Below are 14721 nucleotides of genomic sequence, written 5' to 3' on the forward strand. Positions count from 1 at the left end.
GGGCGCGCCAGCGGTCGGCATCCCGCCCGCTGGCGGCAGGGCGGGGGCCGTGGGCAGCACCGCATGCGCGGTCGAGCGCGGGGCGGCGAGGGCGCTTTCCACCGCGTGGCGCACGGCTTGGTGCACCTCGCGGCTGTCGCGGAAGCGGACTTCGATCTTGGTCGGGTGCACGTTCACGTCGACCCGGGTCGGATCGATGTGGACGTACAGCGCGTACACCGGCTGACGGTGGCCGTGCAGCACGTCTTCGTAGGCGCTGCGCGCGGCGTGGGTGATGACCTTGTCGCGCACGAAGCGGCCGTTGACGTAGGCGAACTGCCAGTCGGCGCGCGATCGCGCGGCGTCGGGCACGCCGGCGAAACCCCAGACCTGCAGCCGCTGCACGCCGCCCGCCAGTGCCGCTTCACCGGGCACGGCGTCGGCCGGCCAGTTCACGGCCACGGCCTGCTCGACGAAGTCCTCACCCAGCACGTCGGCCAGACGGCGGCGCAGCGCGTCCAGGGTGTGCTCGCCGCCGGCCAGGTCGGGCGCCACGGCGCGCCACTGCGCGACCAGCTTGCCGTCGTGCCAGATGGCAAAACCCACTTCGGGCCGCGCCAGCGCGTGGCGGCGCACGGCTTCGATGCAGTGCGCCAGTTCGGTGCTTTCCGATTTCAGGAACTTGCGCCGCGCGGGGGTGGCGAAGAACAGCTCGCGCACTTCCACGGTGGTGCCGCGGGTGCGGGCGGTGGGCTGCAGTTCGCCGCTGCGGCCGTCCAGCAGCCAGCCGTGCGCGGTGGCGCCGTCGTCGGTGCGGGTGAGGATGCTGACTTCCGCGATGGAGCAGATGGCCGCCAGCGCTTCGCCCCGGAAGCCCATGGTGTCGACCGCTTCCAGCTCCTGGAGGCTGGCGATCTTGCTGGTGGCGTGGCGCTTGAGCGCGGTGGGCAGTTCGTCGCGCAGGATGCCCACGCCGTCGTCTTCGACGCTGATCAGGCGCACGCCGCCGGCCTGCAGCCGCACGGTGATCTGGGTGCCGCCGGCGTCCAGCGCGTTGTCCACCAGTTCCCGCACCACCGAGGCCGGGCGCTCGACCACTTCGCCGGCCGCGATCTGGCTGATCAGTTCGTCGGGCAGCTCCCGGATGGGACGGCGGGGCGGGGCGGTCAGGGGCTGGGGTGCGTTCACGCGTTCATTGTAAGAACGGCGCACCGGGGCCATGGCCGCTGCAGGGATAATCGCGCGCCATGGAACTGGTAATGATGCTGATCGACTTCATCCTGCATGTGGATAAGCACCTGCAGGCGTTTGTGCAGACCTACGGCGCCTGGGTCTATGCGCTGCTGTTCCTGATCATCTTCGTCGAGACCGGGCTGGTCGTCATGCCCTTCCTGCCGGGCGATTCGCTGCTGTTCATCGTCGGGGCGCTGTGCGGCGCCGGGCTGATCGACTACCCGCTGGCGGCCGGCCTGATGCTGTTGGCCGCCATCGCGGGCGACCAGCTCAACTACAGCATCGGGCGCTATTTCGGCCCCAAGGTGTTCCAGTGGGAAAACTCGCGCTTTTTCAACAAGAACGCGTTCAACCAGGCGCACAACTTCTACGAGCGCTACGGCGGCGTGACCATCATCCTGGCGCGCTTCATGCCGTTCATCCGCACCTTCGCACCGTTCGTGGCGGGCGTGGCCGAGATGACGCGCAGCAAGTTCACCGCCTACAACGTGATCGGTGCCGTGATCTGGGTGATCGGTCTGACGGCCGCCGGTTACTGGTTCGGCAACCTGCCCTGGGTGCAGGCCAACCTGAGCAAGATCATCTGGGCGCTGATCTTCGTGCCGGGCCTGATCGCCATCATCGGTGGCTGGCGCGCCAGCCGCCAGAACAAGGCGGCCTGATGCGGCCCGCTGCCGCAGGCCATGGGGGGGCGTTACCGGCCAGCATCCTGCTGCTGGAGCACCCGAAAAGCCCGTCCCGAGACAGCACCTACCTGGCCCGTTTCCTCCTGGAGGCCTGGGAGCCGCGCTGCCGCGTGGTGCGCCATGCGGACCCGCGCGATGTGCCGGCGGCCGACCTGCTGTTCATGCACGTCGACCTGTCGGTGCTGCCGCGTGATTACCAGGCCGTGGCCGCCCGTTTTCCCGCGACCGTCAATGCAGGGCTCACCGACATCCGCAAGCGCCGGCTCAGTCACCACCAGGTCTTTCGCGGTGACGGCTACACCGGGCCGGTGATCGTCAAATCCAGCCTCAATTACGCGGGCCAACCCGAGCGCCGCGCTGCGGGGGAAACACCGCCGCCGCGGTCGGCCTCGGGCCATGTCATCAGCAGCAAGGCCGACTACCAGGTTCTGCCCTCGGCCGACGACGTTCCCGACGCCTGGTGGGACGATGAGCAACTGGTGATCGAGCGTTTTGTCCCCGAGCGCCACGACGGCCAGTATGTGCTGCGCGAGTGGTATTTCCTGGGCGACGCGGAATTCACCCGCGCAGAAACTGCCCCCTATCCGGTCATCACCAGCGGCGATTACCGGCCCGATCTGGTGCGCGAGATCCCGCCCAATCTGCGCCGCTTCCGGCGCCAGTGGCAGATCGACTACGGCAAGATCGACTTCGTGATGCACCAGGGCGAGGCCGTGATTTTTGACGTCAACAAGACGCCGACCGTGGCCCGGCCCGACACCGAAGCCGCGCGGCGCCTGGTTGACACGCTGGCGGCGGGACTCGGTTCCTTGCTGGCGCGGCAGCGCGCCGACTGATCGCGGCTTGGCCGCCTGCGTGCCGGGCGGGTGGCGGCGGCAACCCGGCGGTGATCGGCCGCCGGATGTTTACAGCGTGCGCGTGCGGGCCAGCGGCGGGTTTTGCTGGAAGTAGCGCACCACGCCGCGCAACAGGGCGTCGGCCAGGTCGTTCTGGTAGGCGGCGCTGCGCAGGCGGGTTTCTTCGTCGGGGTTGCTGATGAAGGCGGTTTCGACCAGCACGCTTGGGATGTCGGGGGCCTTGAGCACCGCAAAGCCGGCCTGTTCGACCTGGGGCTTGTGCAGCTTGCCGACGCGGCCGACCTCGCCGAGCATCGCGGTGCCGACCTTGAGGCTGTCCTTGATCTGGGCCGTGGTGCTCATGTCCAGCAGGGCACGCTGCACGGTGGCGTCCTTGCTGCGCACGTTGAGGCCGCCCACCAGATCGGCCGCGTTTTCCTTGTCGGCGATCCAGCGCGCCGCGGCGCTGCTGGCACCCTTGGTGCTGAGCGCATAGACACTGGCGCCTTGCGGGCGTGCCGTCATGAAGGCGTCGGCGTGGATGCTGATGAACAGGTCGGCCCGGACACGCTGGGCCTTCTGCACGCGCACATTCAGCGGCACGAAGAAGTCGCCGTCGCGGGTCAGGTAGGCGCGCATGGGGTTGCCGTTGATGCGGGTGCTGTTGATGCGGTCGCGCAGCTTCAGCGCGATTTGCAGCACGACGTCCTTCTCGCGCGTGCCGCCCGGCCCGATGGCGCCCGGGTCTTCGCCGCCGTGGCCGGGGTCGAGCGCCACGAGGATCAGGCGCTCGGTGCCCGATGAGCTGCCGGGGGGGGCGGTCTTGCCGCGGCGCGTGCTGGCGGGCGCCGCCGCGGATGGGGCTGCGGCGGCCGTGGCCGGTGGCTGCTGGCGTTCGCGCTCGGCGATCAGCTGACCCAGGGGGTCTTCGGCGGCAGGCGCACCGGCGGCGCCCGGTTCGCGCAGTGCCGACAGATCCAGGCCCAGCAGGCGCGCGGCGCGCTCGCTGCTGGCATCGGTGTCGCGCATGTACTGCGCCACCAACTGGTCCAGCGGGTCGACGGCGTGTTGCGGGTACAGATCGAGCACGAGCCGGTGCTGGTAGGCCGCCACCGGCGTGAGCTGGAACACCTGCGGTCGCACAGGCTGCTTGAGGTCGAGTGTGAGCCGGGCCACGCCCGGGCCGGCCGGTGCCACGCGCACGGCGGCCAGATTGGGGTCGTCCGTGCGCAGTTGGCTGGCCAGGCTTTGCAGGCTCTCGACCAGGTCCACCCCTTCGATGTCGGCGACCAGTTGGCGCGGGTTGTCGGTGCGTGTCGACCGTAGGCGCAGCGCGCCGTCGGATTCGATGGTGACGCGGGTGTAGTCGGGGGCGGGCCACAGGCGCACGGCGATGACGGTGGCACCCCAGGCGATGTGCTGCCGCCCGATCAGCAGGATCAGCAGGCCTGCGCGCAGCAGGTGGCGCCGTGCGGGCGGGGGTGCCGTCATGAGCGGGCGGCCTCCAGCAGTTGCTGGCCAGCCGGTGTGTGGGCGAGCAAGGTCACGCGGCGGGCGGGGGCTTCAGCGGTGTCCGGATGGGCCATGTCGTGATCGGGGGAAAGGGTCAGTTCGGCATCGACCACGCCCATCAGGCCGGTGGCGCGTTCGGGCCATTCCACCAGCTTGAGGCCGGGGCTGGCGAAAAGTTCGCGGAAACCGGCATCCTCCCACTCGCGCGGGTCGGTGAAGCGGTAGAAGTCGAAGTGCCAGATGGACAGCGTCTCGCCGGGCTGCAGCAACGGGCACGCGGTGCTGCTGTGCGGCTCGACCACCGCGTAGGTCGGGCTCTTGATGCGGCCCTGCACGCCCAGGGCGCGCAGCAGGTGGCGTACCAGCGTGGTTTTGCCGGCGCCCAGGTCGCCGTGCAGCACGAGGGTGGCGCGCACAATGGCCGGGCAGGCGGCCAGGCGCTGCGCGAACGCGGCGGTGTCGGCTTCGGTGGCCCATTGGGTGGACCACGCGGCCGGGGGCGTTTCTACAATGCGCGGGTCATGAAACCCGGTCTGGATGCTGCTCAACTCGTCTCACGGATTCAGGCCTGGGGCCGGGAACTGGGATTCTCCCAAATCGGCGTGGCGGGCGTGAATCTTTCGAGCGCCGAACCCGGTTTGCAGGCCTGGCTGGCGGCGGGCTTCCACGGTTCCATGGACTATATGGCCAGCCACGGGCTCAAGCGCGCCCGGCCCGCCGAGCTGGTGCCCGGGACCGTGAGCGTGCTCACGGCGCGCATGGACTACCTGCCGCGCGACGCGGCGCCGGACTGGACCGAGCGCGAGCTGGCGCGGCTGACGCGCCCGGGCGAGGCGGTGGTGTCGGTCTACGCCCGGGGGCGCGACTACCACAAGGTGTTGCGCCAGCGCCTGCAGAAGCTGGCCGAACGGCTGGCGGTTGAGGTGGGGCCTTTCGGGCACCGCGCCTTCACCGATTCGGCGCCGGTGCTCGAGGCGGAACTGGCGGCCCGCAGCGGCCAGGGCTGGCGCGGCAAGCACACGCTGGTGCTGCACCGCGAGGGCGGCTCCCTGTTCTTTCTGGGCGAGGTGTATGTGGACATCGCGTTGCCGCCCAGCGAGGCCGTGTCCTCGCACTGCGGGGCCTGCAACGCCTGCGCCGAGGCCTGCCCGACCGGGGCCATCGTCGCGCCGTACCGGCTCGATGCGCGCCGCTGCATTTCCTACCTCACCATCGAACACGCCGGGCCGATTCCGGCCGAACTGCGGCCGTTGCTGGGCAACCGCATCTACGGCTGCGACGACTGCCAATTGGTGTGCCCGTGGAACAAGTTTGCGCGGCGCAGCGCCTTGCCCGATTTCGACGAGCGCCCGGGTCTGGCCGGTGCGGATCTCGCCACCTTGCTGGGCTGGTCCGAGGCGGAGTTCCTGCAGCGCACCGAAGGCAGCCCGATCCGCCGCATCGGCCACGAACGCTGGCTACGCAACGTGGCCGTGGCCCTGGGCAACGCGCTGCGCCACCGCGAGGACGCGGCCTGGCGCACAGCGCTGGCCGCGCGCGCCAGGCACCCGAGTGCCCTGGTGCGTGAGCATGTGGACTGGGCGCTGGCGCAAAAGCCTGCCGGCGGCTGAGGCCGGCGGGCCGGCAGCATTTCACAATCGGTTGCCTTCTGCGGGGTTTCTGGGGGAACGGAGGGCGTGGCGCCGCTATCATCGTCTGCATGAACCTGCTCGCGTCGATGCACGATCTTTTGCTGCGCTGGGGGCAGCAGGTGCTGGCCGCCTGGCGCGCCTGGTGGCAGGTGATGCTGATCGGTGCCCAGATCGTGGTGCTGGCGCTGTCACCGTCCAGCTACGACAGCCCCGCCGAGCGCAGCGCGGTGCTGTCGCACCTGTACCGGGCCAGCGCGCCCTTGCTGACCTGGTTTCTGGTGCTTTCGGCCCTGGTCAGCCTGGTGCTGATCCGCATCGTCGTGGCCACCGCCTTCAGCTACGGGTTGTCGCAGTACGCGCTCGAAGTGCTGGTGCGCACCCTGGTGCTGGAGCTGATCCCGCTGTACACCGCGCTGTTCGTGGCATTGCGCTACACCATGCCGGAGGCCCAGCGCATCCGCCGGCTGCTGGCCGACCAGCACCGCCGCGGCGTGTATCACGAGCCGCAGACCCTGCTGCGCGAGCAGATGCTGCCGCGCGCGCTGGCGGGCGCGTTTTCGGTGTGGTTGCTGGCGGCCCTGAGTGGCCTGACGGCACTGGTGCTGACCTATCTGAACGTCTACGGTTTTTCGCCCTGGGGGCTGGCCGCCTACAACCGGGGCGTGGGCAGCGTGTTCACGCCGGCGGTGTCGCTGATCTTCGTGCTCAAGACCCTGTTCTTCAGCCTGGCGGTCGCCTTTGTGCCGATGGGATCGAGCGCGCAGCGCGACGTGCTGGGTGGCTATTCGCGCCGCAGCGACATTTCCGAGTTTGCCCGCCTGCTGTCGGTGCTGCTGCTGCTCGAAGTGGTATCGCTGCTTGGCAACTATTACTGACACCGACCCCCCCATGACCCAGCCACCTGCTTCCCCCGAACCCGGCACGCCCGAGTCGGTGCGCAACCTCGAATTCAAGGCGGCGTTGCTGCTGCTGCTCATGCTGCTGCTCGTGGCCGGTTCGGCGCTGTATGTCATGTACGCGCGTGGGGTGTTCGAGCGCACGCAGCGCCTGGTACTGATCTCCGACGATTCCGAAGGGGTGGCCACCGGCATGACCATGACCTTTGCCGGCTTTCCGATCGGCCGCGTCGCGCGCATCGATCTGGCGGACGACGGCAACGTGCGCATCCTGGTGGACGTGCCCACCCGCGACGCGCGCTGGCTGCGCACGTCCAGCATCTTCACGATGGAAAAGGCGCTGGTCGGCGGCACCCGCATCCGGGCCTATAGCGGGGTGCTGAGCGATCCGCCGCTCGAAGACGGGGCCGAACGGCACGTGCTGCGGGGCGATGCGGCGGCCGAGATCCCGCAACTCGTGGCGCAGGTGCGCGACCTGCTCACCAACCTCAACCAGATGACGGGCGCGGACTCGGCCCTCAACCAGACCCTTGCCAATGCCCTGGTGGCCACCGAGCGCCTCAAGGGGCCGCAGGGCGCGATGGGGCTGCTCATGGGCAACGAGGCCGACGCGCGCAAGGTGGGCGAGGTGATCGATCGCGCCAACACGCTGCTGGCGCGTGCCGACGGTCTGACCGCGCGGCTGGATTCGCTGGTCACCAACGCCGACCGGCAGGTCTTCGGCCAGGACGGTGGTGCGCCGGGCAGCGCGGCCGGCGGGGGGCTGGTGGGCGATGCGCGGGCCACCGTGCAGCAGCTCAACGGTCTGCTCACCGACACCCGCGGCAGCCTGCAGAAGGTGGATGCTCTGCTGGTGGAAGCGCAAGGCATCGCCAGCAACACCCGCGAAGCCACCGCCGATCTGGGCCTGCTGCGCGCCGATGTCGAGGCCAGCCTGCGCAAGGTCGAGGGCCTCATCAACGACCTCAACCGCAAATGGCCGTTCAAACGCGAAACGGAAATCACCTTGCCATGACCCCCATGCGCCCGAACACCTTTGGGCGGCTTGCCCTCGCCACACTCCTGACCACCTCTGTGCTCGCCGCCTGCAGCAGCTCACCGCCGCCGCCCGACTGGCAGATGAACGCCCAAAGTGCGGTCGAGCGGGCGGCCGATGCCTGGCTTGCGGGCAACGACCGGGTGGCGCAGGCCGAGATCACGCGCGCGCGCAGCGAGGTGGCGCGCACCGGCCAGCCAGCGCTGGCTGCGCGGCTGGAACTGGCGCATTGCGCCACGCGGGTGGCGGCGCTGGTTTTCGACGCCTGCGAAGCCTATGCACCGCTGGCCATTGATGCGGCGGCGCCGGAGCAGGCCTATGCCCGTTATCTGCAGGGCGAAGCGGGCAGTGCCGACGCCGAGCGCTTGCCGTCCGCCCAGCGCCCGCTGGCCCAGGCCAGCCTGGCGGGGGCGGGCACCGATCTGGCGCCTGCACTGGCCCGCATCGATGACCCGCTGTCGCGCCTGGTGGCGGCCGGTGTGCTGCTGCTGCGTGGACAGGCCAGCCCGGCGGTGGTGGCCGATGCCGTGGCGACCGCTTCGGCCCAGGGCTGGCGCCGGCCTTTGATGGCCTGGCTGCGTGTGCAGCAGGAGCGCGCTCGCAGCGGCGGCGCAGAGGACGATGTGCAGCGGCTGCAACGCCGGATCGATCTGGTCGGTGGGCCATCGCCGACGAAGTAAGCCCCGGCCCGTCGTACCGGCGAAAGAAAACCCGGCGCCTGGGCAGGGGCCGGGTGGAGAGGCATCTGCGGTGTGGGCAGATGCGGGGCTGGTGCTGGCTCAGCCGTTGCAATCGCCCCGGACAGCGGCCGGGATGTAGCAGCTGGAGCCACCTTTGGCCTGGCAATTGGTGACAGCACCCACTTCCGCTTCGGCGTCGGAATCGTCCTTGGCGACGCCAATGACGCCATTGGCGCTCAGGGCAATGGCACCGCAGACGCCGTCACCCGAGAAGGTCAGAACCACGTCGCAAGCGGTGGTGCCGCAGTTGCGAACCGCTTCGGAACGGGCCTGGCCTTCGGTGGTCGCATTGACGTAGATCGCGGCATCCCCGGTGGCGGGGTTGTAGGCGATGGCCCCGTTGGGGGTGCCTTCGTTGCTGCCGCCGCAGGCGACGAGAAGGCTGGCGGAGGCGGCCAGTACGGCCCATTTCAAGCTTGGCATCACGGTGCGAACTCCTCTGTGACAGTTGTGTGTTCCGGTAACTCGGCTGGGCACATTGTCGCCCAGTCGGGGAGGTGGTCAACCTTTGCGGGGCGCTTCGGGGTGATGCGACCGGCCAAACGTGGTGGCACCGCATCATCGGGCCGGTTTTGTCAGGCGATGTCGAGGGTGTGGAAGCCGAAGCGGCCCTGGCGGCGGTCGGCGAAATAGTGAATCAAGGTTTCGCGCACCGTGCGAAAGGCGATTTCTTCCCAGGGAATCTCGGCTTCGGTGAACAGGCGCGCTTCCAGTGTCTCGTGGCCGGGGTTGAAGCGGTCGCTGAGCAGGCGGGCGCGGTAATACAGGTGCACCTGCCCCACACGCGGCACGTTCATGAGCGTGAACAACTCGCCCATCTCGATGAGCGCGCCGGCCTCTTCGTCGGTTTCGCGCCGGGCCCCCTCGGCGGTGGTTTCGCCCAGTTCCATGAAGCCGGCCGGCAGCGTCCACTTGCCCCAGCGGGGTTCGATGTTGCGCTTGCACAGCAGCACGTACTCGCCCTGTTCGCCCCAGACCGGCACGGTGCCGACCACATTGAGCGGGTTCTCGTAGTGAACCGTCTGGCACACCGTGCAGATGGCCCGTGGTTTGGTGTCGCCGTCGTCGGGCAGCCGGTAGACCACGGCGGCGCCGCATTCCCGGCAGTGTTTGATGGGGTTGCGCTGCATGCCAAGGAGTGTAGGGGCAAAAAAAAAGGGACCTTGCGGTCCCTCGGAAACAGCGCGAAGGCTCAGGCCTTCTTGCCGTGTTTTTCGATCAGGGCCTTGGCGGTTTCCAGCAGTTGTTTGCCGTTGAAGCCACGCTTGTCCATGTCCTGCACCCACTCGACCTCGACCAGACGCGCCTTGCGCTTGAATTCCTGGGCTTCGGAGGCGGGGATGGTGTAGATGGTGTTGCCTTGTTTGACCGCTGCTTCGCGGCCGGCGGCGTCACCACCTTGCTGCACCTTGCCCAGCCAGGCCGAGGTCTCGATGCCGGAGTTCTTGTCGATGATGGCCTTGAGGTCGGGCGGCAGCGAAGCGTACTTGCCCTTGTTCATCGCCATCACGAAGGTGGTGGTGTAGAGCGCGCCGCCTGCCGGCTCGAATTCGCTGTGGAACTTGGCCAGCTCGTGCACCTTGACCGAGGGCACGACTTCCCAGGGGATCACGCAGCCGTTGATCACGCCCTTGGACAGCGCGTCGGGGATTTGCGGCAGCGGCATGCCCACGGGTGTGGCACCCAGGTAGCCCAGCATCTTGGTGATCTGGCGGGTCGGGCCGCGCACCTTGGAGCCTTGCAGGTCGGTGGCGGTCTTCACCAGCTTGTCGCGCATGTGGAACATGCCGGGACCATGCACCTGCAGCGCGATGGGGTGGACGTCCTTGAACTCGTCCGCCGCCACGGTCTGAACGTATTCCCAGTACGCGCGGGACGTGGCTTCGGCGTTGTTCATCATGAACGGCAGCTCGAACACCTCGATGCGGGGGAAGCGTCCCGGGGTGTTGCCCGGCAGGGTCCAGACGATGTCCACCACGCCGTCCTTGGCCTGGTCGTACAGCTGCACCGGTGAGCCACCCAGCTGCATGGCGGGGTAGGCCTCGAACTTGATGCGGCCATCGGAGTCCTTGGTGACCTTGTCCATCCACGCCTTGTGCATGTTCAGCCACACGTTGGACTGCGGTGCCATGAAGGTATGGAACTTGAGGGTGACGCTTTGCTGGGCGAAACCCACCAATGCCGGCGCGCCCAGGGCAAAGGCGGCGCCAGATTGGAGAAGGGTGCGGCGTTGGATCATCGAAGGTGTCTCCTGAGGGGTCCGGGTGGACCGGTTGGTGAGGCAATTTACCCGTGCCGATTCACTGGCGGTAGAGGTCAAACCCTTGGAGAAGGGTGGATAGGCCGTTTACCGATGAGAAATGAATTCGGATAGGTGAAATTATGTCCGAACGCTGCCGCGGGTAAACCCTTGGTTCAGCGAATCGAGACCACCAGGCTTTCCAGGCCCTGCACATGGGCCTGCAGCACGTCACCGCTGACCACCGCTCCAACCCCCTCGGGCGTGCCCGTGTAGATCAGGTCGCCCGGTTGCAGCGCCCAGGCCCGTGACAGGTGTTCGATGGTCTCGCCGATGTTCCAGATCAGCTTGGATACCGTGCTGCGCTGCCGGTCCTGGCCGTTGACCTGCAGCCAGATCGGCGCCTGGGCCACGTCGCCGGCGTCGGCCACCGGCGTGATCGGTCCGATCGGTGCCGACTGGTCATAGGCCTTGCCGATGCACCAGGGGCGGCCCTGCTTCTTCATGTCGTTCTGCAGGTCGCGGCGGGTCATGTCCAGGCCGACGGCGTAGCCGAAGATGTGGCGCTGGGCATCCTGTGCCGCGATGTTGCGCCCACCCTGGCCGATGGCGACCACCAGCTCCACCTCGTGGTGCAGGTTGTGGGTCAGGCTCGGGTAGTCGATGGCGATGGTCTGCCCGGCTTCGGCCGCCACGATGGCGTCGGCCGGCTTGAGGAAGAAGAACGGCGGCTCGCGGCCGGTGAAGCCCATTTCCTTGGCATGTTCTTCGTAGTTGCGGCCGACGCAGTAGACGCGGTGCACAGGGAAGCGCTCGGTGCGGCCCATGACGGGCACGGAAACCACCGGTGAAGGGGCGAAGACGTAGCTCATGAAGGGGCCTTTCGGGTAACCCGGGTGTCTGGGGAGAAGGGGCGTGAGAAGGACGGCGCGCGATCCGCCCGGCCTGCGCGCCAGTATAGGCAGCCGCTGGGGCGCACGGGTGCGGGCATCAGCTGCGCGCGAAATACTCGCGCCGCTCGAATTCCACCTGATCCTCGGCCTGGGCATGGCGCTCGGCTTCGTGGCGCTTGATGCGGTCCAGGTAGGTCACGAAGGCCGGCCCCAGTCCGCGCACCAGCACCGGATCGGCGGCCATCGCCGTGAGGGCGTCGGGCAGGTTGGTGGGCAGCAGGCTGCCGTGTTCGGCATAGGGCGTGAGCGTGGCCGGTGGTGGCTCCAGGCGGCGCTGCAGGCCGTCGAGGCCGGCGTGGATCTGGGCCGCGATGTAGAGGTAGGGGTTGGCGGCCGGCTCACCCGCCCGGTTTTCGATGCGCGTGGCGGTGTCGCCGGCGGCCCCGACCACACGCAGCATGGCGCCGCGGTTGTCGGCCCCCCAGATGGCCGACTGCGGTGCCAGCGCATTCGGCCGGAAACGCGCGAAGCCGTTGACCGTGGTGGTGCACAGCGCGGTCATGCCATGGGCGTGGTCCAGCAGGCCGGCCAGCCAGTGGGCGCCGGTGTCGGCCAGGGTGTGGCGGGCGTCCAGCGGCGTGCTGCCGGAGGCCGGCTGATCGCGCACGAAGGCGTTGCCGCCGGAGGCCAGATCCGTCAGCGACTGGTGCAGGTGCCAGCCGCTGGACATGATGTTCGGAAACGGCGGCCGGCACATGAAGGTGGCGTGGTAGCCGGCACGTTGCAGGGCCTGGCGCACGCCGTTGCGGAACAGCACCATCTGGTCGGCCGCGGTGAGCGCGTCGGTGGCGTCGAACACGGCCTCCACCTGGCTCGGCCCGAGCTCGATTTCCAGCGATTGCAGCGGCAGCCCGAGTGCCTGGGCAGTGCGCATGACGATGGCCAGCGGCTCGTCGGCCATGTCCGAGAGCGCCTCGGCGTGCAGGTTGTAGCCCGGGTGGATCATGGCCACTTCGGGCGCGGGGCCGGGCCAGGCGGCCGCCTGCGGCGACAGTGCAGCGGGCGTTTCCAGCAGGCGATAGATGTGGAACTCCACCTCCAGCCCGGTGCGCAGGCCATGGCCGGTGCCCGCCAGGGCGGCCAGGGCGTCCTGAAGCACGCGCCGGGTGTCGAGCGGCACAGGCGTGCCGTTGGCGAACCAGGGCTGGCAGCGCAGCCAGCCGGTGCCCGCCTGCCAGGGCAGGGCCACGAAGCTGTGTGGATCGGGCAGCAAGACGAGGTTGGCCGCGCCAGCGAAGCCAGGCAGATCGTCCATACCGCCAGCCTCGAAGACCTTCCAGGCGGTGCGGTCGGCGGTGTCTTTGAGCATCAGGGTACCGACCATGCCCACGCCTTCGCGCAGGGCCCGCACGGCCGCGTGGGCCATCAGGGTCTTGCCGCGCAACTGGCCGTGCACGTCGCACCAGCTCAGGCGCACGCGGTCGATGCCAGAAGCCTCGATCAGGGCCGCCAGTTGGCGGCAGGCAGCTTCGCGTGCGCTGTCGTGGATGCCGCAGCGTTCGGCGAACGAAGGCGCACTCATTTCGCCGGGGCCAGGTCTTCGGCGGGCGTGTGGACGGCCGGGTTCTGCCACGGGGCCTGCGCGCGCCGGCGCTGCACCGTCTGCTGCCACCAGGCTTGCCAGGCCTGGGCCGGTGCGAAGCCGTCGACCGTCTCGGGGCCGTGGATGAGGCCGTGCAGCGCGGGATCGGCCTGGCCGGGCGGCGTGCCGCCAGCGGCCACGGTGTCGATGGCGTCCAGCAGCATGCGCCGGTGCGCCGCAATCACCTTGTCGGTGGTGCCCAGGTGTTCGCGTGTGCGGTCCTGGATGGCGCCCATGCTTTCGCAGGCCCACTGGTCGTGCACGTTGATGTCGTCTTCCCCCATGCCCAGGTAGGTGCGGCTGGCCTGTTCTTCGGGGTTGAAGCCCCAGTCGTTGTGCCGTCCGGTTTTGGGCACGAAGCCCGGCAGGGTGACGCTGCCCAGGCGCTGGTTGCGCATGGTGGTCTTGTCCACCGGGTCGGTGAAGCTGGTGAAGAAGGCGTACCAGTAGTTGTGGGTATCGTCCACGGGCACGTGCATCTGAGTGATCGTCATGGTCTCCGACAGCGGGATCACGAAGGTCTGCGGGAACACCGCATTGGTGACCCGCACGTGCGTCAGCGCGTCGGTCATCGGGCGCAGGGCCGTCAGTTGCAGGCCATAGGGCCGGGCTTCGCAACGGATTTCGGGGCGCCCGAATTCGCGCATCACCCGGGTCATGGGCCAGCGCTCGCCACCCACCTCGCCAGCGCTGGCACCGCGAAACTGTTTGCCGTAGGTGTCGTCGAGCGAGCCGTCCTCAAAGAACCGGTGCAGGTAGGACGCATGCGCCGGGTCGATGCCCACTTCGAAGGCCTGCAGCCAGTTGCAGTGCCACAGGCCCTTGAAGGCAAAGGTGTGTGTGCCCGGGGCTTCGAAGCAGTCCAGCGCTGGCATGGGCGGAGGCGTCTGGCCTTCGGGGCCGAACCAGCCGAACAGCACGCCGCTGCGCTCGGTCAGCGGGTAGCTGCGCTGGCGGATGCGGGTGCACAGCGTGCTGCCCAGCGGCTCGGCCGGGGTTTCGGTGCACTGGCCCGTGACGTCGAATTTCCAGCCGTGGAAGGGGCAGCGCAGACCGTCGCCTTCGTTGCGCCCGTAGGCCAGGTCGGCGCCCCGATGGGGGCAGTCGCGGTCGAGCAGGCCGAAGCGGCCCTGGGCGTCGCGGAACAGCACGAAGTCCTGGCCCAGCACCCGCACGGCCTTCACGGGGCGCACCGCCATGCGCGGGTCGAGGGCCGGATCGAATTCATCCAGCAGGGCCACGGGTTGCCAGTAGCGGCGCAGCAGTTCGCCGCCGGGGGTGCCCGGGCCGACCCGGGTCAGCGTGTCGTTCTGTTCGGCTTTCATGAGCCTTGTCTCCGTCTGTGTATCGAGGGTGTGCACCCGAAGCGCGCAGTGTGCCCCAGGGGCTGGGTTTCTG

At 68.8% G+C, this 14721-nt stretch carries 15 protein-coding genes; 6 read left to right on the forward strand and 9 right to left on the reverse strand.

Going from position 1 to position 14721, the window contains the following annotated elements; all coding sequences use genetic code 11:
• Positions 1–1200 (reverse strand): DNA mismatch repair endonuclease MutL (gene mutL, locus QQK43_RS08415; RefSeq protein ID WP_284307405.1); only part of this gene is annotated, 1200 nt, incomplete at its 3' end.
• A gap of 26 nt (positions 1201–1226) precedes the next feature.
• Between mutL and QQK43_RS08420 the strand changes: the two genes are divergently transcribed.
• The gene (locus QQK43_RS08420; protein WP_284307406.1) at positions 1227–1874 is read left to right on the forward strand and encodes a DedA family protein; all 648 of its coding nucleotides are present in this window, start codon (positions 1227–1229) and stop codon (positions 1872–1874) included.
• The gene (locus QQK43_RS08425) at positions 1874–2734 is read left to right on the forward strand and encodes a hypothetical protein (protein ID WP_284307407.1); all 861 of its coding nucleotides are present in this window, start codon (positions 1874–1876) and stop codon (positions 2732–2734) included. The genes QQK43_RS08420 and QQK43_RS08425 overlap by 1 nt, the downstream gene beginning before the upstream one ends.
• 69 nt (positions 2735–2803) lie before the next feature.
• Here the strand turns inward: QQK43_RS08425 and QQK43_RS08430 are convergent, their stop codons facing one another.
• Positions 2804–4225 carry an N-acetylmuramoyl-L-alanine amidase gene (locus QQK43_RS08430; RefSeq protein ID WP_284307408.1) on the reverse strand — a complete coding sequence of 474 codons (1422 nt, stop codon included), beginning with the start codon at positions 4223–4225 and terminating at the stop codon, positions 2804–2806.
• Positions 4222–4785: a tRNA (adenosine(37)-N6)-threonylcarbamoyltransferase complex ATPase subunit type 1 TsaE gene (gene tsaE / locus QQK43_RS08435; RefSeq protein WP_370465244.1), complete on the reverse strand. Its 564-nt coding sequence runs from the start codon at positions 4783–4785 to the stop codon at positions 4222–4224. Before tsaE ends, QQK43_RS08430 begins: the two co-directional genes overlap by 4 nt.
• Here tsaE and queG point away from each other — a divergent pair.
• The 4 genes from queG (at position 4768) to QQK43_RS08455 (ending at position 8489) form a co-directional block, all read left to right on the forward strand.
• Positions 4768–5856, forward strand: coding sequence for a tRNA epoxyqueuosine(34) reductase QueG (queG, locus tag QQK43_RS08440; protein ID WP_284307409.1), 1089 nt, complete (start codon positions 4768–4770; stop codon positions 5854–5856). The two genes, tsaE and queG, sit on opposite strands and share 18 nt — an antisense overlap.
• 89 nt (positions 5857–5945) lie before the next feature.
• On the forward strand, positions 5946–6752 hold the full coding sequence (locus QQK43_RS08445) for an MlaE family ABC transporter permease (protein ID WP_284307410.1): 807 nt from the start codon (positions 5946–5948) through the stop codon (positions 6750–6752).
• 13 nt (positions 6753–6765) lie between these two features.
• Positions 6766–7788, forward strand: coding sequence for an MlaD family protein (locus QQK43_RS08450; RefSeq protein WP_234266006.1), 1023 nt, complete (start codon positions 6766–6768; stop codon positions 7786–7788).
• Positions 7785–8489 (forward strand): hypothetical protein, encoded by a 705-nt coding sequence (locus tag QQK43_RS08455; RefSeq protein ID WP_348533526.1) that lies wholly within the window; start codon positions 7785–7787, stop codon positions 8487–8489. Before QQK43_RS08450 ends, QQK43_RS08455 begins: the two co-directional genes overlap by 4 nt.
• A gap of 99 nt (positions 8490–8588) precedes the next feature.
• Here QQK43_RS08455 and QQK43_RS08460 read toward each other — a convergent pair whose 3' ends face one another.
• The 6 genes from QQK43_RS08460 to QQK43_RS08485 form a co-directional block, all read right to left on the reverse strand.
• Positions 8589–8972 carry a DUF4189 domain-containing protein gene (locus QQK43_RS08460; RefSeq protein ID WP_234266005.1) on the reverse strand — a complete coding sequence of 128 codons (384 nt, stop codon included), beginning with the start codon at positions 8970–8972 and terminating at the stop codon, positions 8589–8591.
• A 152-nt stretch (positions 8973–9124) separates the two neighbouring features.
• Positions 9125–9679 (reverse strand): NUDIX hydrolase, encoded by a 555-nt coding sequence (locus tag QQK43_RS08465; RefSeq protein ID WP_234266004.1) that lies wholly within the window; start codon positions 9677–9679, stop codon positions 9125–9127.
• A 62-nt stretch (positions 9680–9741) separates the two neighbouring features.
• On the reverse strand, positions 9742–10788 hold the full coding sequence (locus QQK43_RS08470) for a TRAP transporter substrate-binding protein (protein ID WP_234266003.1): 1047 nt from the start codon (positions 10786–10788) through the stop codon (positions 9742–9744).
• A gap of 176 nt (positions 10789–10964) precedes the next feature.
• Positions 10965–11660, reverse strand: coding sequence for a fumarylacetoacetate hydrolase family protein (locus QQK43_RS08475; protein ID WP_234266002.1), 696 nt, complete (start codon positions 11658–11660; stop codon positions 10965–10967).
• A 118-nt stretch (positions 11661–11778) separates the two neighbouring features.
• Positions 11779–13263 carry a glutamine synthetase family protein gene (locus QQK43_RS08480; RefSeq protein ID WP_284307412.1) on the reverse strand — a complete coding sequence of 495 codons (1485 nt, stop codon included), beginning with the start codon at positions 13261–13263 and terminating at the stop codon, positions 11779–11781.
• Positions 13260–14648: a Rieske 2Fe-2S domain-containing protein gene (locus tag QQK43_RS08485; protein WP_284307413.1), complete on the reverse strand. Its 1389-nt coding sequence runs from the start codon at positions 14646–14648 to the stop codon at positions 13260–13262. Before QQK43_RS08485 ends, QQK43_RS08480 begins: the two co-directional genes overlap by 4 nt.
• Positions 14649–14721: the final 73 nt, after the last annotated feature.

This window comes from Hydrogenophaga electricum, assembly GCF_030160815.1.
In the GTDB taxonomy this organism is placed as follows: Bacteria; Pseudomonadota; Gammaproteobacteria; order Burkholderiales; family Burkholderiaceae_C; genus Hydrogenophaga; species Hydrogenophaga electricum.